The organism is Isoalcanivorax pacificus W11-5 (assembly GCF_000299335.2).
Lineage (GTDB): Bacteria > Pseudomonadota > Gammaproteobacteria > Pseudomonadales > Alcanivoracaceae > Isoalcanivorax > Isoalcanivorax pacificus.
Genome location: NZ_CP004387.1, coordinates 3,039,955 through 3,058,561 on the forward strand (window position 1 = coordinate 3,039,955; position 18,607 = coordinate 3,058,561).

Sequence of the window (18,607 nt, forward strand, 5' to 3'; positions counted from 1 at the left end):
TTGACAGCACGCAGCCACTGTCTGAGAATTCGCGCTCCCGAAATGGCTACGTAGCTCAGTTGGTTAGAGCACAGCACTCATAATGCTGGGGTCGGTGGTTCAAGTCCACCCGTAGCCACCAAATATCAAGGGCTTAGGCGTGTTCGCCTAGGCCCTTTTTGTTTTGCTGGTTGACTCAACGTTGCCCCAATCCTGACTCAGGGCCAGCGGATTGGGCGATATCGCCCTGCTCAGGTGGTCCGGCGGTCACGCTGGCCAGGCACATATATGCATGGCACTTACGATGACCGGACTTGCGATGACCGGACTTGCGATGACCGGACTTGCGATGACCGGACTTGCGATGACCGGACTTGCGATGACAATGGAGCTGTTCCGTCATGAGAAGCCCACTTCCTTCTGGTGCCGCACAGCAAGAATGATCACCGCATCGTCGTCAATGCGGTATCGGGCAACGTAGCCACTATCGCCAAAGTCGATGAGCCACTCCCGGTATTGTTCCGGGAGGTCTTCCACCAGCAGCCCCATTCGCGGGTGCGCGCTCAATACTTGCACCCCCTGCCGGATCGCTTCACCGGCCCGGCGGGCAGCGTCGGCGTTCTTGGGGCGCAAGAAATCACGCAGCCGCTGCAAATCCCGGAGCGCGGCCGGGGCAAAAATCACTTGTGGCATACGGGCGCGGGCAACTCGTTTTCAGTTCCCCAACTCTCCAGCCATTTATCGACTTCGTCTGCCGTGGCGTGCAGCCCGGTGGCCTGAAATTCCTCCCACGCCTTGATCGTGTCCCGGTTCAGCGCCTCGCGCTTTTCCTCGCGTTCAACGTACTGCCTGATAGCCTCCCGCATGATCCAGTGCGACGTGCGGCGCCGGGATTCAGCGAGGTGCTGCACACGGCCTTTGAGTTCGTCATCGAGCTTGATCGAGGTCGCGGATGCCATGATCGCTCCTTTTGCTAAAAGGTAATACCTTTCGCGACTATAGTCAGTGCACGCCTCGCTGTCCATGATCCTGAGCTCTGGATAACTGACTATGCATGGGCAAATCGCGGACACCGTCCGGCTGGCTGAATGCAGCGAACTGATGAGCAGCCAAACCTGGCTCTGGGCGAACGAAGCTGGCCTTCTACGTTTGGGTGCCATGGGAAATCGGGATCACCCGCCACTCAATTGCATGGTTGACCCGAATTCGACTGGGGCCGGTGGTTCAAGTCCACCCGTAGCCACCATCTTCAACAGGCCCGGTCTTGCACCGGGCCTGTTCGTTTGTACCCGCCCTTGTTTTCCTGCACGCTGACCCCCATCCCCACGGGATACATCCGCCGCATGCGCTGTCGGAAAGGAAGACTCAACGCGGGAACCCCACCATGAAGAAGCTCGCCCTGAACAGCCTGCTGGCGATCACCACCATGGCCTGGCTCGGCCAGGCTGCCCCCACCGCTGCCGACACCAAACGCGACGGAAGCCGCCGCAGCCATACGGAAGAAGTGCGCGTTGTCGCCACTGCCCAGCGCAATCGCTTCAGCGCCGGTGACCGCGCCGTGCTGCGCAATCATGTTCGTGAACTCGGTGCGCTGCCGCGCGCCAGTGTGGCGGTCAGCGCCGGGCAGACACTGGGCTTTGACCTGCTGCGCAGCGCCCGGACGCTGCCCGGGCACGTCATCAGCCAGCTCTCGCCGATGGACGCCGACATTACCGTGCTGCTGATTCAGGACCATGTCGTGCGGCTGCGACGCAGTGATCACACCGTGCTGGATGTGATGCTGCCGGCCTGAGCGCAACGGCACAGCACGACCACGACGGGCCGCACAATTCTGACTTTTCCCCGGCAAAACAGCCTGTTACCCGGAACATTCCGGCACGCATCGTGTTCTCATCATGCCTGACTACGGCGGCGAGGATGCCCGGATGCAGACAAGGATGACGCAACACACCTGTTCCCCTGAAGACCCCCACGCCCCCGGCCCGGCAGGGCGGCTGTATAGCCAGTTGCGCCGCTGCACACTGGAAGACGGCCTGCGGTTGCTGCACTTCAGCCATTCGGATCGCCGCCATCTGGGGCTCTACCTGCGCGACCAGTACCGCACTCCGGCCTGGCTGTCCCGGCTGGCCCTGCGCCGTGCGGTGCCCTTGTCGGTGCTCAAGCGGGCTCGCCCGGTACCGGCACGGCTGGCGCTGGCCCTGGCACCCACACCACAGGGAACGCGGGACCTATATATAGAAGGCTGTATTCTGAGGATTGTCGCCGGCAGCCAGGCGCTGGTGGATGTGCTGACACCCCGGGCCTGCCGGTGACGGCGCGATCCGCGGCAGGTCAGCAGGTGCTTACTTGCCCTTTGGGCCCGGGCTGAATGGCAGGGGGAACGCGTGAATATTGCCGCCTGGGCCGGCCTCGACGATCTTGCCGATGCCCTCTTTCTCGACTTCGTCGATACGGATGATGGCGTGCATGGGAATGAAGGAACGCTGCACACCGGCAAATTCGTTCTTCAGGCGCTCTTCGGACGGGTCCACCACCATCTGCGCACGTTCGCCAAACAGGAATTCCTCCACCTCGATAAACCCGTACAGGTCGCTCTGGTAGATGTTGCTGGCGTACAGCTCATAGATCTGCCCCTGGTTGAGGAAGATCACCTTGTAGATCTGGCGTGGCTTGGACATCGTGGGCGCGGGCACCGAAAAAATGGGCGGCAAGCATAGCACATTCCCGCCTGAATACATGCCCGCCCTGATACCGTCACGCTATCCGCCACCACCTTCGGAGCGCCCCGAAAGTATCACCCGCAAGCGCCGGAAAACCCTGCGTTTTGGCTGGACTTTACCCCCCCGAGTGACTAGAGTTAGCGCCCACAATGCAACGTGGGGCAATTTGCCGCACCCCGGAAAGTGCTACCACTGTCACCTGCAACCCAGGTGCCTGTTTTGTCTGCACTTTTGGCCAACCGAGGTGACAGTGATCATCCCCTGATCATGTTCCCGCCGGCGGGTGTGACAACCCGGCAGAGGCCCCTCGTCCGCATCATCCTGAACCGCTTTCCAGGTGCCGCATTGGCGGCGATGAGATGCGTCTGCCCGCCCAGGCAGCCGCTGGGGAAAACAGGGAGCAAACGCATGCAGTCAACACTGTTCCACCGTGCAGCCGCTCTGCTCACGACACTGATGCTCAGTGGCGTGGCGGCAGCTGACTGGACCCAGAGATCCGCAGAGAACATGCGGCCCGGGGTCACCGCCCTCAGTCAGGAAGTCTACAGCCTGCACATGATCATCCTGTGGATCTGTACCGCTATCGGCCTGCTGGTGTTCGGCCTGATCATGTGGTCGGTCTTCGCACACCGCAAATCGAAAAACCCTGTCCCCGCCAAGTTCCACGAGAACGTCGTCCTCGAAGTGGTCTGGACCATCATTCCCTTCTTCATTCTGATCGGCATGGCCATTCCGGCCACCCGCGTGCTGATCCAGATGGATGACTCCTCCGAAGCCGAACTGACCGTGAAAGTCACCGGCTCGCAGTGGAAGTGGCACTACGAATACCTGGCCTATGAGGATGACAACAACATCCACGTCGGCTTCTTCTCCAACCTGGCCACCAAGCCGGAACTCTGGGAGCGCCCGGTCCTCAACGGCGGCCTGTTCCCGATCGGCACCGCCCAGGAACGTGTCGGCGCCGAGCGTGAGCCGCTCTCCACCGACAACGAGAACGCTTTCAACTATATGCTGGAAGTGGACAACAAGCTGATCCTGCCGGCCGGCCAGAAAGTACGTTTTCTGGTCACCGCAGACGACGTGATCCACTCTTTCTGGGTGCCGGACTTCAGCGTCAAGAAAGACGCCATTCCCGGTTTCGTGAACGAAACCTGGGCTGAAATCCCGGAAGACGCCACCGGCCTCTACCGTGGCCAGTGCGCCGAGCTGTGTGGCCGCCTGCACGCCTTCATGCCGATCGTGGTGGAAGTGCTGCCGCAGGAAGAATTCGCCGCCTGGCTGAACGAGCAGAAAGAAGCCGCCGCCAGCGGTCCGGACATGACCCCGTTCGCCAGCATGGAAGAAGCCATGGAAATGGGTCAGGGCATCTATCAGCGCAGCTGTGCCATGTGTCACGGCGCTGAAGGCCAGGGCGGCATCGGCCTGAGCTTCCAGGGCAGCGACCTGATGAACAACCCGGATCGTCGCCAGGAAAACATCGATATCCTGATCAACGGCCGTGGCGCCATGCCATCGTTCCGCGCCCAGTTGTCACCGAAGGAAATCGCCGCGGTCATCACCTACCAGCGCCATTCTTTCGGCAACAGCGGTGGTGATCTGATTCAACCCGAAGACGTGAAGAAGTAAGGGAGGGGAGCACACATGGCAGACCATCACGAGCACCACGCCCCGACCGGGTTGAAACGCTGGCTGTTCAGCACCAACCACAAGGACATCGGTTCTCTGTACCTGTGGTTCAGTTTCATCATGTTCCTGATCGGTGGCCTGCTGGCCATGGTGATCCGGACCGAACTGCTGTACCCGGGCATGCAGGTTGTCGATCCTGACTTCTTCAACCAGATGACCACCACCCACGGCCTGATCATGGTGTTCGGCGCCGTGATGCCGGCCTTTGTGGGCCTGGCCAACTGGATGATTCCGCTGATGATCGGCGCGCCGGACATGGCGCTGCCACGGATGAACAACTGGTCGTTCTGGATTCTGCCGGCCGCGTTTGCGATTCTGGTCAGCTCCGTACTGATGAGCGCATTCGGCCCCGGCCATCCGCAGGCACCGAACTTCGGCTGGACCTTCTACGCACCACTGTCCACCCAGTATGGCCCGGCCTCGACCGACTTCTTCATCCTCTCGGTCCACATGATGGGTATCTCCTCCATCATGGGCGCCATCAACGTGATCGTGACCGTGCTGAACATGCGCGCACCGGGCATGACCCTGATGAAGATGCCGCTGTTCGTCTGGACCTGGCTGATCACTGCATTCCTGCTGATTGCCGTGATGCCGGTACTGGCCGGTGCGGTCACCATGATGCTGACCGACCGTCACTTCGGCACCAGCTTCTTCAGTGCTGCCGGCGGCGGTGACCCGGTACTGTTCCAGCACATCTTCTGGTTCTTCGGGCACCCCGAGGTGTACATCATGATCCTGCCGGCGTTCGGCGTGGTCTCCGCGATCATCCCGACGTTTGCCCGCAAGCCGCTGTTTGGTTACGCCTCCATGGTGTACGCGACAGCGTCCATCGCGCTGCTGTCGTTCGTGGTCTGGGCGCACCACATGTTCGCGGTGGGCATGCCACTGGCCGGCATGCTGTTCTTCATGTACATGACCATGCTGATCTCGGTACCGACCGGCGTGAAGGTATTCAACTGGGTTGCCACCATGTGGCGCGGTTCGCTGACGTTTGAACTGCCGATGAAATGGGCCATTGCCTTCGTCATCCTGTTCACCATCGGTGGTCTGTCCGGCCTGATGCTGGCGATCACCCCGGCGGACATCCAGTACCACGACACTTACTTCGTGGTAGCGCACTTCCACTACGTGCTGGTGTCCGGTGCGATTTTCTCCATGTTCGCCGCCGTGTACTACTGGCTGCCGAAGTGGACCGGCGTGATGTACGACAAGTTCTGGGGTGAGGTCCACTTCTGGAGCTCGCTGCTGTCGGTCAACCTGCTGTTCTTCCCGATGCACTTTGTTGGCCTGGCCGGCATGCCGCGCCGTTACGCCGACTACGCACTGCAGTTCGCCGACTACAACTTCTGGATCAGCATCGGCGGCTTCTGGTTCGGTATCTCGCAGCTGTTCCTGCTGTGGGTGCTGATCAAGGCCTGCTTCCTGAAGAAAGGCGAGAAGGCGACGGCAGAAGTGTGGGAAAATCCGGAAGGTCTGGAATGGACGGTACCGTCTCCGGCCCCGTTCCACACCTTCGATACACCGCCGGTTGTGAAGTAACGTTGCAGTAGATTTGTAAGCAGGAGGGCGCCATGAGCGAAAATCTTGACCAGCGACACCGCGGGATCATCAAGAAACTGGTGCTGACCGTGGCAGGCATGTTCGTGTTCGCGTTCGCCATGGTGCCCTTGTACAACGTGTTGTGTGAAGTGACCGGCCTGAATGGCAAGACCAACAGCTCTGCCATCACGCATGTGCCGGAAGGAATGGAAGCGGACGAGGATCGTTCGGTGCTGGTGCAGTTTGTCACCCGTAACGACCCGCAGATGCCGTGGCTGTTTGAACCGATGGAACGTTCGGTGCGGGTGCATCCCGGCGAGATCAAGGCCGTGAATTTCCGCGTCCGCAACGACACCGACCGGGACATGATCAGCCAGGCCATTCCGTCGCTGGTGCCAGGCCTGGCCGCCAGCCATTTCAAGAAGACACAATGCTTCTGTTTCGACCAGCAGCCGCTGGCGGCACACAGCGAACAGGTGATGCCGATGATCTTCTACATTGATCCGTCGATCCCGAAGCATGTCACCACGATCACGTTGTCCTACACCCTATTCGACATCACTGACCGCGTGAGCGGCAGGGCTGGCGAGGTTGCCGCTCGCTGAGCACTGAGCAGACAGGTTTCCAGGAGACACAGGCATGGCAGAAAAAACGACACAATATTACGTACCCGAGAGCAGCCCCTGGCCGCTGATGGGTTCTATCGGCTTGCTGCTGATGGCCATTGGTGGCGCCAACTTCATTCAGCAGAACACCGACAAGGTACAGAACGACGGCCACCTCGGTGGTGTGATTCTGGCCATTGGCGTGCTGTGGATGATCGGCGTCATGTTCATGTGGTGGCGTGACACCGTGAAGGAATCCCTGGGCGGCCTGCACAGCCACCAGATGGACCGCTCCTACCGCCAGGGCATGATCTGGTTCATCTTCTCGGAAGTCATGTTCTTCGGCGCCTTCTTTGGCGCGCTGTTCTACACCCGCTGGCTGATCGTGCCATGGCTCAGTGGCGAAGGCAGCAATGCCATGACCCACGAGCTGCTGTGGCCGGATTTCCAGGCCATGTGGCCGCTGCTGGTCGCCCCGGATGGCCGCACCACCGCCGCCATGGGCGCCTGGGGCCTGCCGGCGATCAACACCGCGATCCTGCTGACCAGTTCGATCACCCTGACCATTGCCCACCACGCCCTGCTGGCCAGCCAGCGCGGCAAAGTGATCGCCTTCCAGGCGGCCACCATTGTGCTGGCGGTGATCTTCCTGGGCCTGCAGGCACTGGAATACTCCCACGCCTATCACATGGGCCTGACGATGGACGCGGGCATCTACGGTTCGCTGTTCTTCCTGATGACCGGTTTCCACGGTGCGCACGTATTCCTGGGCACGGTGTTCATGATCGTCACCTTCCTGCGCGTACTGAAAGGCCACTATACCCCGGAAAACCACTTCGCCTGGGAAGCGGCAGCCTGGTACTGGCACTTTGTGGACGTGGTCTGGCTGTTCCTGTTCGTGGCGGTGTACTGGCTCTGAGGCCAGCTTCACCGGCAAACAGAAAGGGCGCCTTCGAGGCGCCCTTTCTGTATCTGGCCTTCACGTCATTCGGCCGGTGCTTTCTGCTCGATCGGCACGCCGCCGCGCATCGTCGGATTCACGTCGTGCGGCTTGAGCCAGCCCATGTACATCGACAGAAACAGGAGGCCGAGTACCGCTGCGGAAAAGATCACCCGCCACGTCAGCGCACGCGCCGTCTTGCCTTCACGCCCCTGCCCTTTCACCAGCGCCGCCAGGCCCCGAAACAGCGACACCACCACCGCTGCGAGCAACAACAGCACCAACAGCTTTACCCACCACATAACGCATACCCTTGTGTACAATAGGCGCCCATTGTAACAGTCAGCCGCGCCAGCCGCCTGCCGGGACGGCCGGAAGAAACCTCTGAGGCTTGTTCAACAGCGGTCAGCATGCCCGCGCAACCCTGCACCCCACCGTGGTCCTGGAGAAACGCATGGCAACACGTCAGTTCCGTCCTGGTCTGGTGGCGACACTGGCCATGCTGGTGGTGGCTGCCGTGTGCCTGAAAGCCGGGTTCTGGCAGCTTGACCGCGGCAACACCAAGGCCCGCGCCCTGGCTGCCTACAATGAACGCCTGGCCCAGGGTGACCAGCTCCTCGATAACCTGCTGTCACTGGACGAAAACAACCACTACCCGGTACGCGTCAGCGGCGAGTTCGACAACCGCCACAATATCCTGCTCGACAACCGCACCCTCAATGGCGTCGCCGGTTACCACCTGCTGACCCCACTGCGCAGCGACGGCGGCCACTGGGTGCTGGTCAACCGTGGCTGGATACCGCGCGGCCCCGAACGCGATGTGCTGCCCGACATCCCGCCCGTCGACGGCCCGGTTACCGTCGTCGGCCGCACCTACGTCTACAGCCCGCGCACTTTTGTGCTGGCCGATGACGACCTGTCACAGCCCTCCTGGCCGCTGCGCGTGCAGAAAGTGGAAATGGAAGCCATCGCGCCGCTACTTGGGGTAGAATTGGCGCCCTTCGAGATCCGGGTGGCCCCGGATGCCACCCTGGAGCAGGGCGAACAGTTGCCACGCGTCTGGCAGGACTCGGTGATGACACCCGAACGCCATCGCGCCTATGCCGTGCAATGGTTTGGCCTCGCCGCCACGGTGGTGATCTTCTACATCGTTGTCAGCGTCCGGCGCCGCCCGCAGGACGCCGCCTGAGCGGCCGGCATCGCAGCGTTGAGGTACACAGGTAAGGTCATGCAGGAACGGAGCAAGAATTTTCTGATACTGGGCCTGATCGTCGGCGTCTTTGTCGCCTTCTTTCTCGCTGGCCGCTTCTTCATCAATCCGGACGAACTGCCGCGTCTGAACAAGGGCACCCTGATCGTGCCGCACGTCAGCGTCGACACCCTGGACCTGCGCGACGAAAACGGCGCCCCCTACACCAGCGAAGACATGGCCGGGCAGTGGAGCCTGACCTACATCGCCAACGGCTCCTGCGATGACGCCTGCAAGAACGGCCTGTTCTACCTGATCCGCCAGTTGCGCCTGTCGCTGGACCGCGATGCGAGCCGCGTACGCCGGCTGATCATCCACACCGCGGAACCGGATGCCGGGCTGCGCGCCTTCCTCGACGACAACGTCGCCGGCATGACCGAAGTGCGTGCCGACGCCAACGTGATCAAGACCCGGCTGCATGACGCCATGCAGCCGGACACCTCCGCCACCGGGCACATTTTCCTGATCAGCCCCGACGGCATGATTTTCATGTGGTATCCGACCCACCCGGACCAGGATGCCACGCTGCTCGAGGCCGACAACATCCGTGACGACCTCAAGCGCACCCTGAAAGGCTCAGCAATAGGCTAATCCCATGTCCGATACCCCCCACCGCAGCATGGCCGGCATGACCGGTGCGTTTATCTGGCAACGTCGTCTGGTGATCATCACCATCCTGCTGGCCGCAGGTGTCATCATGCTCGGCGCCTGGACGCGCCTGTCCGATGCCGGCCTGGGCTGCCCGGACTGGCCGGGCTGCTATGGCCACATGGATGTGCGCAAGGCGATCGACTATGTGAATTCGAAAAACGAAGTCCAGCCGGGCACCTATCGCGAAGCGCACAAGACCGTGCCGGAGATGGTGCATCGCTACTTCGCCAGCCTGCTCGGCCTGATGATCCTGATCATTGCCGCGCTGGCCTGGAAAAACCGCAGGCAGAGCGACCAGCCCGTGGCACTGCCTTTGGCGCTGCTGGTGCTGGTGATCTGCCAGGGCATTCTTGGCAAATGGACCGTCACCATGGGGCTGCATCCCACCATCGTGATGCTGCACCTGCTCGGCGGTTTTACCACCATCACCCTGCTCTGCTGGCTGGCCGCAAAACTGTTCCGCTGGCCGAATTTCCGCAACGACTGCGATGTGCGTTCGCTGAAGCCGCTGGGCATCACCGCACTGGCCATCGTCATTCTGCAGATCGCACTGGGTGGCTGGACCACCGCCAACTATGCCGCCGTGGTCTGCACCGAACTGCCGATCTGCGAGGAAGGCTGGACCACGCACATCAACTTCGTCGATGCCTTCACTTTCTTCGGGCATGATCACGATGGCGAGGATTTCGAGTTCGGTGTGCTGGAGAACGATGCCCGCACCACCATCCACGTGATGCACCGCTTCGGCGCCATCGCCACCCTGCTGGTGGTCGGCCTGCTGGCGTTCCGTGTGGTGCGGCGCGCACGCTGCGCGCTGTACCGCAACCTCGGCCTGACACTGGGCGCCGTGGTGCTGGCACAGTTTGCATTGGGCGTGAGCAACGTGGTGTTCCGCGTGCCGCTGAATGTCGCGGTGGCCCATAATTTCGGCGCGGTGGTATTGCTGGTCACGCTGGTGCTGTTCCTGCGTGCCATTTCCATACAGCCCGAGCGGAGGCAGCCGGATGTCTGAGACGACAGGCTGGCGCGATTATCTCGCCCTGACCAAACCCGGTGTGGTGCTGCTGCTGATGGTCACCGCCATTGCCGGCATGTTCCTCGCCACCGATCCGCCCGGCATGGTGCCGCTGCGCACGCTGGTGCCGGCGTTTCTGGGGCTGACCCTGGCGATGATGGCCTCGGCCGCCATCAACCAGATCATGGACCAGAAAATCGATGCGGTGATGGCGCGCACGGAAAAACGCCCGATCGTCACCGGCCGCCTGAACACGCGCAAGGCCGTGACCTTCGCGGTGGTGCTGGCGGTGCTGTCGATGCTGATTCTGGATCAGATGGTCAACCGTCTCACCGCACTGCTGACGCTGTTCGGCTTTGTCGGATACGCGTTCATCTACACGCTGTATCTTAAACGCGCGACGCCGCAGAACATCGTCATCGGCGGCCTGGCCGGTGCCATTCCGCCCCTGCTCGGCTGGACCGCCGTGTCCGGCGAGATGCATCCGTACGCCTGGCTGCTGGTGCTGATCATTTTCGTCTGGACGCCACCGCACTTCTGGGCACTGGCGATTCATCGCCGCGACGACTACGCCAAGGCGGAAATCCCGATGCTGCCGGTGACACACGGCATCCCGTTTACCCGCACCAGCGTGCTGTACTACACCATCCTGTTGCTGCTGACATCGCTGCTGCCCTACCTGACCGGCATGAGCGGCCTGATCTATCTGGTCGCTGCCGTCGTGCTCGGCGTGATTTTCATGCTGCACGCCATCAAGCTGCGTTTCGGCAATGACCCACGCACGCCGATGAAAACCTTCGGCTATTCCATTACCTATCTGTTCGTCCTGTTCGCCGCCCTGCTGGTGGATCATTACGTGCCTGTTGGTGTGCTTGGCAGCGTCTGACGTCGGACGTCGGACGTCAAAAGCATTGGCCCCCAGCGCCTGCTGACAATCCGCAATGCCCACCCGTGCAGCACCGCTTCTTTTGATTTAGCGTCCGACGTCAGACGTCCGACGTCAGACGTCCGACGTCAGACCCGCGCCCCCCCCCGGGGCGCTTTTACTCCCCTCATTTCCCCCCGCGTGGCAGCATTGACCGGCTGAATGGTCTGTGCGCCATCGCGCGCATCGGCTAGCCTCAGCGACACAGCTATCTCTGCCGATCGGGAGTTGCCATGGGTACGTTTCTCTTCCTCGGGATCGCCGCACTGATCGTGGTGCTGGCCATCTCCGTCTACAACCGTCTGATCACGCTGCGCAATCGCTTCAAGAACGCCTTTGCGCAGATCGACGTGCAACTGCAGCGCCGCCATGACCTGATCCCGAATCTGGTCGAAGCCGCCCGTGCCTATATGGCGCACGAGAAAGACACCCTCAGCCGTGTCACCGAAGCCCGCAACCAGGCCGAAAGCGCACGCCAGGCGGCGCGCAGCAAACCGGACGACGCCGGCGCCATTGCCGGGCTCGGCCGTGCCGAATCCGTGCTGTCCGGTTCACTGGCAAATTTCCTCGCCGTCTCGGAAAACTATCCGGACCTGAAAGCCAACCAGAGCATCGCCGAACTGATGGAAGAGCTGTCCTCTACCGAAAACCGGGTCGGCTTTGCCCGGCAGGCGTTCAACGATGCGGTAATGGATTACAACACCTACCGTGAGCAGGTGCCGAACAACCTCGTTGCGGCAATGTTCGGCAGCACGTTCCAGCACGCCGAGCTGCTGGAGATCGAGACACCGGAAGCCCGCAAGGCACCGAAGGTCCAGTTCTGAGCTGAGCAACGATGAATTTCTTCGAACACCAGACCCGCGCGCGCCGGCGCACGGGTCTGCTGGTGGTCTACTTCACGCTGGCCCTGCTGCTGACCATGGCGGCAGTGAACCTCGCCGGCCTGCTGGCCTGGCACTGGCTGCTGCAACCGATCAGCCTGGCTGCCTGGCTGCGCTCGCCAGCCGCACTTTGGCTCGCCGGCATCACGCTGCTGGTGGTGGCCGGCGGCAGCGCAGTGCGTTTCTGGCAACTGCGCGGCGGGGGCTCCGCGCTGGCCGGCATGCTGCAGGCGCGCCGCATCGACCCGGACACGCACCTCGCCGAAGAACGGCAACTGGTCAACGTGGTCGAGGAAATGGCCATCGCCTCCGGCATCCCGGTGCCGCAGTTGTTTGTGCTCGACAACGAACCGGCCATCAATGCCCTGGTGGCCGGCTTCCGCCCTACCGAAACCAGCGTGATCGTCACCCGTGGTGCGCTGCAGCAACTTGATCGCGATGAACTGCAGGGTGTGATCGCCCACGAGTTCAGCCACGTCTTCAATGCCGACATGCGCCTGAACCTGCGCCTGATCGCCGCACTGGCCGGCATTCTCGCCATTGGCAAGACCGGCGAATTCCTGATGCACAGCATGCGCTACGGCAGCCACCGCAGCGGCCGCAACAACGGCGCGGCTGCGGTGTTTGTGGTGGGCGCCGCGCTGATGGCGATCGGTTACATCGGGCTGTTCTTCGGTCGCCTGATCAAGGCCGCCATCTCACGCCAGCGCGAACTGCTGGCCGATGCCGGTTCCGTGCAGTTCACCCGCAACCCGGCGGGCATTGCCGGCGCACTGATCCGCATCCGCAACGGTGACGGCTCGCACCTGAACAGCCGCCATGCCGAAGACATGAGCCACATGTGTTTTGGCGAGACACTCACCTTCCGCTTACGCGGCCTGCTGGCCACTCACCCGAGTGTGGATGAACGGCTGGCTGCACTGGGTACGCCGTGGCTGGCGCGGGCCCGGGTCGATGCCCGCCAGCGCTCAGCCACCGCCACGGCACCGGCGCCTGAATCCGCGCCGGCGCAGACGCATGCGTTCGCCGAAACAGCCACCGCCATGGCAGCTGCCATGCCACCGGTGGCACGCGCTGCGGACACCGTCGGGACCGTCACGCCGGCACATCTGGGTTATGCGCGCCGTATTCATGAGTCCATCCCCGAGCACCTGCACACGGCACTGCACCGCAGTGATGAAGCAGAACTGGTGATGTACGCACTGGTGCTCAGCGTCTCCGACGGCGCGCCCGGCGTGCTGCTCGACACCCTGGCACTGCCGCCCGCCTCGGCAGAGCGCGTCAGCCAGCGCCTGCGTCAGATACAGGCCCTGGGCACCCGGTTGCGGCTGCCACTGGCAGACCTGGCCATCCCGGCGCTCAAGCAGGCACCGCAGGCGGATCGCGACCGGCTGCTGGCGCGCCTGGACACCCTGATCCGTGCCGACCAGCGCGTTACCCTGTTCGAATTCGTGCTCACCCATATCCTGGCCGACCACCTCGGCCACGGCGCGCACCGCAACCCGACGGTGGCATTTCGCAGCTACCGCCCGCTGGCGGCGGATATCCGCCTGCTGCTGTCGGTCATGGTGCATGCCTCCGGCGCCCGCGACGACACCGCGACCCGGCAATTCCGTGGCCTGAGCGCAGCGGTGCTGCCACCGGGCACGGCGCTGCTGCCCATCAGTGAGTGCAAGCTGGATGCCCTGTCCCGTGCATTGCAGCGCCTGGCCCGGCTGACACCGTTGCTGAAGGCAGGGCTGGTGGATGCCTGTGCGGATGCCGTGCTCGCCGACGGGCGCGTGCAGGTGGCGGAAGCCGAGTTGCTGCGGGCAGTCTGTACGTTGCTGGATTGCCCCATGCCGCCGCTGTTCACCAGCGATCAGACCACCTGACGACAGTACAAAAATGCAGCGCCGGTCGCGGACGCCAGCGCCCGGGGCTGGCAGGCTGCAGGGAAGCGATTCTGGCAATGTAAGCATATGCCTACAAAACCTATGGTCATTGTCTGCTTTCGGCAAAGGCCACGGCGCGCAAAAATGCCGTTTGTCAGGATGATGGCACCAGTGATCTGCACGCCCGCTCCATTTTGTGGGACAGATCACGTTTTTTGCCTAAAGTGCCCATCGGGGTACGGGGAACTCAACATGGAATTTGAGAAAGCCAGCGAGCAGAACGCCTGGAATGCCGTGGCAGACGCCACCACGGCCATGCGACAGGGGCAAGTGCCCCATCCCGCCCTGGCGGACTGGCTCTATCAACGTGGCGTGGATATCCAGCGCGCGGTATTTCCGTGCGTGGGGCTGTTCGATGACAACGTCTTTTCCGGCACCCTGGTATCCCAGGACCGTCGCGTGTTCGAGTATTTCGTCGATCTGACCATGCCCGACGACGGCGAATTCGATGACGTTACCAGTGAACTCGGCCCGAAAGACCCGGCCCACCCCGAGAGTGACATTCGCGACCTGATCACCATGTCGCTGATCTTTTTCGACAACCAGCACGGCGCGGCGGCCTGAGCGCGCTGCCCGTCGGTGCTTGTCCACCGGACTCGTCTCTCCAGACGCGTACCCTTGTTGCCTTATGCAACCCCCCACGCCGGCAATGCCGGCGTTTTCTTGTGCAGGAACCAGCGGTCCGTGACCACATGCCGGGTAAACCAGGGGGTGCTCATCAGTGAGGCGGCCAGGCGCATCTTGATCGCCTCCGGCATCTGCCAGCCCCGGCGCGCCTGATCCCCGCGCAGGCCAAAGCGCGCCCGCAGGGCCGTCTCGTAGCGGCCGGCGGCGGTCTCCGCCGGCGCCAGGCTGAGCGCCCGGGCTGCCAGCAGCGCGGATTCCACTGCCGGGCGAATCCCCTCACCGCTCTGCGTATAGGCGAGCCCGGCCGCATCACCGATCAGCAGCACACCGTCGCCACTCAGCGGCCGTTCGGCGTGGCCGTACAGCAGATAGGCATGCCCCTTGTAGTGCAACGGCAGGTTCGGCGGCAGACGGCCACGGTCCTGCATGCTCTGCACGAAATCAGCCAGGTGGTCGCTGAGGTGATGGTTATCTTCCCGGCCAAGGCCGATATTCAGGTAATCCCCCTTGCGGAACACCCAGGCATAGCCCTTCAGGTCACGGCAGAACCACAGTTCGGGGCAGTCGCCCTGCACTGCGCACTGCGCCCGTTGCGCGGCATCCAGATGAAACTCCACCTCCTTCGCTGCCACGGCCACCTCGTGACGGCCCGGCCCATCGCCCAGCCAGCGCGCCACCGGACAGAAATGGCCACCGGCACCGACCAGCCAGGGCGCCCGCCAGCGACCATTGACCACCCACTCCCCGTGGTCACGCAGCAGCGTCTTCACCGGCTCGCCGAGCAACTTGGTCACCGGCGCCCGGTCGAGCAGGTAGCTGTCGAACTCGCAGCGGCGAATGCCATAGCTGACCGGCTCGGTGCCATGTTCATTGATGCAGGCCGCCTGCCCCATCATGCCGATGCTGAAACGATGAATCGGCTGCAGCACCCGGCCAGTGGCCGCGTAGTCTTCGGGCAGCACGTTCAGCGAGGTCAGCACCGCCGGGGTCACCCAGCCGGCGCAGGTCTTGTCGCGCGGGAATTCCGCCTTGTCGATCACCAGCACCCGCCAGCCGGATGTCGCCATGGCTCCCGCCAGCGTGGCCCCGGCCGGGCCACCGCCGACGATGATCAGATCGTAGTGGTCAACCATCCCTTTCCGCTCCCGCCTGCAAGGCGCTGTGGCGATACAGGTGCCGCCGGGTACTTTGCACGTTATTGGCGCCGGCCGGTGCGAACACCACCTGGAACAACTGCAGCGCGCCAGTGGTAAAGGCAGCACTGGAGCCCGCCAGGTACAACTGCCAGGCGCGCAGGAAACTGTCGTCATAGTCGCTGACCACCTGCTCCTGGTGGGCCATGAACCGTTCCAGCCAGTGATCGAGCGTGCGGGCGTAATGCAGGCGCAGGTTCTCGATATCCAGCACGGAGAAACGGCCGCCCTCGAAAATCCGCATCAGCTCCACCGGGCTCGGCACGTACGAGCCGGGGAAGATGCGCCGCTCGATCCAGCCATTGATCGGGCGCGGCCGGTTGCGGCCAATGGAATGGATCAGGCCGATGCCTTCCGGCTTGAGCACGCTGTTGATGGTGTCTGCCAGCGCCTGATAGTGGGCCGGCCCGACATGCTCAAGCATGCCCACCGAGACGAACGCATCACAGCCACCGGCCGGCAGGTGCCGGCCGACCTGGCGATAATCGTCCTGCACATAGGTCACCTGCCCGGCCAGCCCTTCGCGTTCGGCCTGTTCCCGCGCCCAGCGAATCTGTTCTTCGGAGATGTTGAAGGCCAGCACCGTCACGCCGTAATGCCGCGCCATGTAGCGGGCCAGCCCGCCCCAGCCACAACCGGCCTCGATCACCGTCTGGCCAGGGCGCAGCCGCAGCTTGCGGCAGACGTGCTCGAGCTTGGCGAGCTGGGCTTCTTCCAGGGTGTAGTCCGGTGCCTCGAAATAGGCGCAGGTGTACTGCATGGCGGCCTGGTCCAGCCACAGGCGGTAGAAGGCATTGCCGAGGTCATAGTGGTGGTGGATGTTGCTGCGCGCGCCTTCTTCCGAGGCACCGGCCTGGGCGCGATCCCGCCACAGCCATTCCAGCCAGGCCGGGCGACGTTCGCGGGCGGCGTCCATCAGGGGATACAGCATCACCAGCAGGTCGCGCAGATCACCCCGCACCGTCAGCCGCCCGGCACTGTAGAGATCACCGAAGGCCATACCCGGGCGCAGCAGCAGCTGGTAAAACGCAGCGCGATCGCCAATGCGCAGGGTGTAGGGCGCCGGTTCAGGCCCGACACCGCTGCCATCCCAGAGCTGCAGGGCCAGCGGGGGCTCGCCGGCCATCCGATAGAGCCAGCGCAGCAGCGCCCTTTCCTGGGGCCAGACCCGCCGGGCCACTCCTGTACGGGTCACTCGTGTACGGGCCAACGGGACGGACAGCGCATTGCGTCGCCGGGCCAGCGCTGGTGCGGTATCGCGTGGCATCATCACCTCCCACAAATCCATGTCGAAGATCCGTGCTCCGGCCACCGCTGATCAGGGGGGCCACTGCCGTGGAGCATGTCCGGGCAGTATGAAACAGCCCCTGGGGACTGACAAACCATCGCCGGCCGATTTTACCGAATGAGAGGAATGCCCCTGGCCGGGCGTTTGCAGCAGTCTGTCAGGGGTGGCGAAATGGCAGCAGCGTGCGTGCCTCAGCCTGATAGGCGGCCACGGCGACAGCTTCCTCCCGGCAGAATTCAGCGACCGCACGCTGAAACGCCGGCTCCACCAGATGGTGCAGCGACCAGGTGATGACCGGCTCGAAACCGCGCAGCAGCTTGTGCTCGCCCTGCACGCCAGGGTCGAACTCCTGCAACCCGCGCTCAATGCTGAATTCAATGCCCTGGTAGTAGCACAGCTCGAAATGCAGCGCGTCGTAATCCCGCAACGCACCCCAGTAACGGCCATAGAGCCGCTCATCGTCGAACAGATACAGCGCCATCGCCACCGGCAGAGTCGGATCATCATCAAACGCCGCCACCAGCATCAGTTGCCCGGGCAGATGCGCCCGAAGGGCGCGGAAAAAGCCCTCGGAGAGATACGGTGCCTGCCCGCGACGCAGATAGGTGTCGGCGTAGCAGGGGTAGAAGGCCTGCCACCAGTCATCGGGAATCGCCTCCCCTGCCGCACGCTCGATGCGCAACCCCTGCTCGGTGATGCGCACACGCTCGCGCCGCAGCGACTTGCGCTTGCGCGAGACCAGGGCGGCGAGGAAATCATCGAAGCTGCGGTAATCGCGATTGAACCAGCGGAAATGACAGGCCTGGCGTGCCACCAATGGCAGGTCAGCCAGCGCTTGCCGGGCGCGGTCGTCCGGAAACAGCAGGTGCCAGCCCGACGCCTGCCGGTCCGCCAGCGCCGCCTCGACCTGCGGCCACAGCCAGCCCGCCGCATCGGTCACCCCCGGTGGCAATACCCAGCGCGGGCCGGTAATGGGCGTGTAGGGCACCGCCGTGATCAGCTTGGGATAGTAATCCAGCCCGTGCCGGGCGTAGGCACGGGCCCAAGACTGATCAAAGACATACTCGCCCCAGGAATGCAGTTTGCGGTACAGCGGCAGCAGGTACTCGCCACGGGCATCGCGCACTGACAGATCCTGCCAGCCACTCCCGTCACCGGGCCCGGCAGGCGCAACGGCCCCGCTGCTGACGAAGGCCTGCAGCCAGTCCTGACGTAAAAACGGATATTCCGGCACTAAAAGTGACTCCTTACTACACTGCTGATACCGGTTCGGCATGAGATTCAGACGCAGCTTGGTTACAATAGCGGCAAACTGCCGGCGCGTATGTGGCTGGCGATGATGCGGAGCCCATACCGCACGTTTTCAGAGCAC

General features: G+C 63.0%; 20 protein-coding genes and 2 tRNA genes. 15 read left to right on the plus strand and 7 right to left on the minus strand.

The annotated features are described in order from the left end of the window. Nucleotides 1-44 precede the first annotated feature (44 nt). Nucleotides 45-121 (plus strand) — tRNA-Met (locus S7S_RS13430). Nucleotides 122-378: 257 nt separating this feature from the next. Here the strand turns inward: S7S_RS13430 and S7S_RS13435 are convergent. Both S7S_RS13435 and S7S_RS13440 read right to left on the minus strand, forming a co-directional pair. Then, the gene (locus S7S_RS13435) at nucleotides 379-672 is read right to left on the minus strand and encodes a type II toxin-antitoxin system RelE/ParE family toxin (protein WP_008734250.1); all 294 of its coding nucleotides are present in this window, start codon (nucleotides 670-672) and stop codon (nucleotides 379-381) included. Next, nucleotides 660-938 (minus strand): CopG family ribbon-helix-helix protein, encoded by a 279-nt coding sequence (locus S7S_RS13440; protein ID WP_008734248.1) that lies wholly within the window; start codon nucleotides 936-938, stop codon nucleotides 660-662. Before S7S_RS13440 ends, S7S_RS13435 begins: the two co-directional genes overlap by 13 nt. 200 nt (nucleotides 939-1,138) lie before the next feature. On the opposite strand from S7S_RS13440, the gene S7S_RS19750 reads away from it, so the two are divergent. The 3 genes from S7S_RS19750 to S7S_RS13450 all read left to right on the plus strand — a co-directional run bounded on the left by S7S_RS19750 (nucleotide 1,139) and on the right by S7S_RS13450 (nucleotide 2,291). Beyond that, nucleotides 1,139-1,225, plus strand: a tRNA-OTHER gene (locus tag S7S_RS19750). A 138-nt stretch (nucleotides 1,226-1,363) separates the two neighbouring features. Next, nucleotides 1,364-1,771: a hypothetical protein gene (locus S7S_RS13445; RefSeq protein WP_008734246.1), complete on the plus strand. Its 408-nt coding sequence runs from the start codon at nucleotides 1,364-1,366 to the stop codon at nucleotides 1,769-1,771. A gap of 145 nt (nucleotides 1,772-1,916) precedes the next feature. Next, nucleotides 1,917-2,291, plus strand: coding sequence for a hypothetical protein (locus S7S_RS13450; protein ID WP_008734245.1), 375 nt, complete (start codon nucleotides 1,917-1,919; stop codon nucleotides 2,289-2,291). Between the two features lie 30 nt (nucleotides 2,292-2,321). Here S7S_RS13450 and S7S_RS13455 read toward each other — a convergent pair whose 3' ends face one another. Continuing rightward, entirely contained in the window at nucleotides 2,322-2,657 is a 336-nt protein-coding gene (locus tag S7S_RS13455; protein ID WP_035203502.1) for a DUF1820 family protein, read from the minus strand. Nucleotides 2,658-3,107: 450 nt separating this feature from the next. Here S7S_RS13455 and coxB point away from each other — a divergent pair, with 450 nt between their 5' ends. The 4 genes from coxB to S7S_RS13475 are packed head-to-tail and all read left to right on the plus strand — an operon-like array spanning nucleotide 3,108 to nucleotide 7,451. Then, nucleotides 3,108-4,325 (plus strand): cytochrome c oxidase subunit II, encoded by a 1,218-nt coding sequence (gene coxB / locus S7S_RS13460; RefSeq protein WP_008734243.1) that lies wholly within the window; start codon nucleotides 3,108-3,110, stop codon nucleotides 4,323-4,325. Between the two features lie 15 nt (nucleotides 4,326-4,340). After that, entirely contained in the window at nucleotides 4,341-5,927 is a 1,587-nt protein-coding gene (gene ctaD, locus S7S_RS13465) for a cytochrome c oxidase subunit I (protein WP_008734242.1), read from the plus strand. A gap of 32 nt (nucleotides 5,928-5,959) precedes the next feature. Next, nucleotides 5,960-6,532: a cytochrome c oxidase assembly protein gene (locus tag S7S_RS13470; RefSeq protein ID WP_008734241.1), complete on the plus strand. Its 573-nt coding sequence runs from the start codon at nucleotides 5,960-5,962 to the stop codon at nucleotides 6,530-6,532. 34 nt (nucleotides 6,533-6,566) lie between these two features. Then, a complete protein-coding gene (locus S7S_RS13475) occupies nucleotides 6,567-7,451 on the plus strand; it encodes a cytochrome c oxidase subunit 3 (protein ID WP_008734240.1) in 885 nt (294 codons plus the stop codon). A 65-nt stretch (nucleotides 7,452-7,516) separates the two neighbouring features. On the opposite strand, the gene S7S_RS13480 is transcribed toward S7S_RS13475, so the two are convergent. Beyond that, nucleotides 7,517-7,774 carry a twin transmembrane helix small protein gene (locus S7S_RS13480; RefSeq protein WP_008734237.1) on the minus strand — a complete coding sequence of 86 codons (258 nt, stop codon included), beginning with the start codon at nucleotides 7,772-7,774 and terminating at the stop codon, nucleotides 7,517-7,519. Nucleotides 7,775-7,926: 152 nt separating this feature from the next. Between S7S_RS13480 and S7S_RS13485 the strand changes: the two genes are divergently transcribed. The 7 genes from S7S_RS13485 (at nucleotide 7,927) to S7S_RS13515 (ending at nucleotide 14,691) form a co-directional block, all read left to right on the plus strand. Then, complete coding sequence (locus S7S_RS13485; RefSeq protein WP_035203499.1) at nucleotides 7,927-8,661, plus strand: SURF1 family protein; 735 nt, start codon at nucleotides 7,927-7,929, stop codon at nucleotides 8,659-8,661. 39 nt (nucleotides 8,662-8,700) lie between these two features. After that, complete coding sequence (locus tag S7S_RS13490; RefSeq protein ID WP_008734234.1) at nucleotides 8,701-9,312, plus strand: SCO family protein; 612 nt, start codon at nucleotides 8,701-8,703, stop codon at nucleotides 9,310-9,312. Nucleotides 9,313-9,316: 4 nt separating this feature from the next. Beyond that, nucleotides 9,317-10,384: a COX15/CtaA family protein gene (locus tag S7S_RS13495; RefSeq protein WP_008734232.1), complete on the plus strand. Its 1,068-nt coding sequence runs from the start codon at nucleotides 9,317-9,319 to the stop codon at nucleotides 10,382-10,384. After that, on the plus strand, nucleotides 10,377-11,273 hold the full coding sequence (gene cyoE / locus S7S_RS13500) for a heme o synthase (RefSeq protein WP_008734230.1): 897 nt from the start codon (nucleotides 10,377-10,379) through the stop codon (nucleotides 11,271-11,273). The genes S7S_RS13495 and cyoE overlap by 8 nt, the downstream gene beginning before the upstream one ends. Before the next feature lie 272 nt (nucleotides 11,274-11,545). Continuing rightward, the gene (locus tag S7S_RS13505; protein ID WP_008734228.1) at nucleotides 11,546-12,136 is read left to right on the plus strand and encodes a LemA family protein; all 591 of its coding nucleotides are present in this window, start codon (nucleotides 11,546-11,548) and stop codon (nucleotides 12,134-12,136) included. Nucleotides 12,137-12,147: 11 nt separating this feature from the next. Next, nucleotides 12,148-14,067, plus strand: a complete 1,920-nt coding sequence (locus tag S7S_RS13510; RefSeq protein WP_008734227.1) for a M48 family metallopeptidase — start codon at nucleotides 12,148-12,150, stop codon at nucleotides 14,065-14,067. Between the two features lie 252 nt (nucleotides 14,068-14,319). Beyond that, nucleotides 14,320-14,691, plus strand: a complete 372-nt coding sequence (locus S7S_RS13515; protein ID WP_008734226.1) for a hypothetical protein — start codon at nucleotides 14,320-14,322, stop codon at nucleotides 14,689-14,691. A gap of 62 nt (nucleotides 14,692-14,753) precedes the next feature. Here S7S_RS13515 and S7S_RS13520 read toward each other — a convergent pair whose 3' ends face one another. The 3 genes from S7S_RS13520 to S7S_RS13530 all read right to left on the minus strand — a co-directional run bounded on the left by S7S_RS13520 (nucleotide 14,754) and on the right by S7S_RS13530 (nucleotide 18,511). Beyond that, nucleotides 14,754-15,887 (minus strand): NAD(P)/FAD-dependent oxidoreductase, encoded by a 1,134-nt coding sequence (locus tag S7S_RS13520; protein WP_008734225.1) that lies wholly within the window; start codon nucleotides 15,885-15,887, stop codon nucleotides 14,754-14,756. Then, nucleotides 15,880-17,235 (minus strand): SAM-dependent methyltransferase, encoded by a 1,356-nt coding sequence (locus tag S7S_RS13525; protein ID WP_008734224.1) that lies wholly within the window; start codon nucleotides 17,233-17,235, stop codon nucleotides 15,880-15,882. The genes S7S_RS13520 and S7S_RS13525 overlap by 8 nt, the downstream gene beginning before the upstream one ends. 157 nt (nucleotides 17,236-17,392) lie before the next feature. Then, nucleotides 17,393-18,511, minus strand: a complete 1,119-nt coding sequence (locus S7S_RS13530; RefSeq protein ID WP_052269260.1) for a GNAT family N-acetyltransferase — start codon at nucleotides 18,509-18,511, stop codon at nucleotides 17,393-17,395. Between the last annotated feature and the right edge of the window lie 96 nt (nucleotides 18,512-18,607).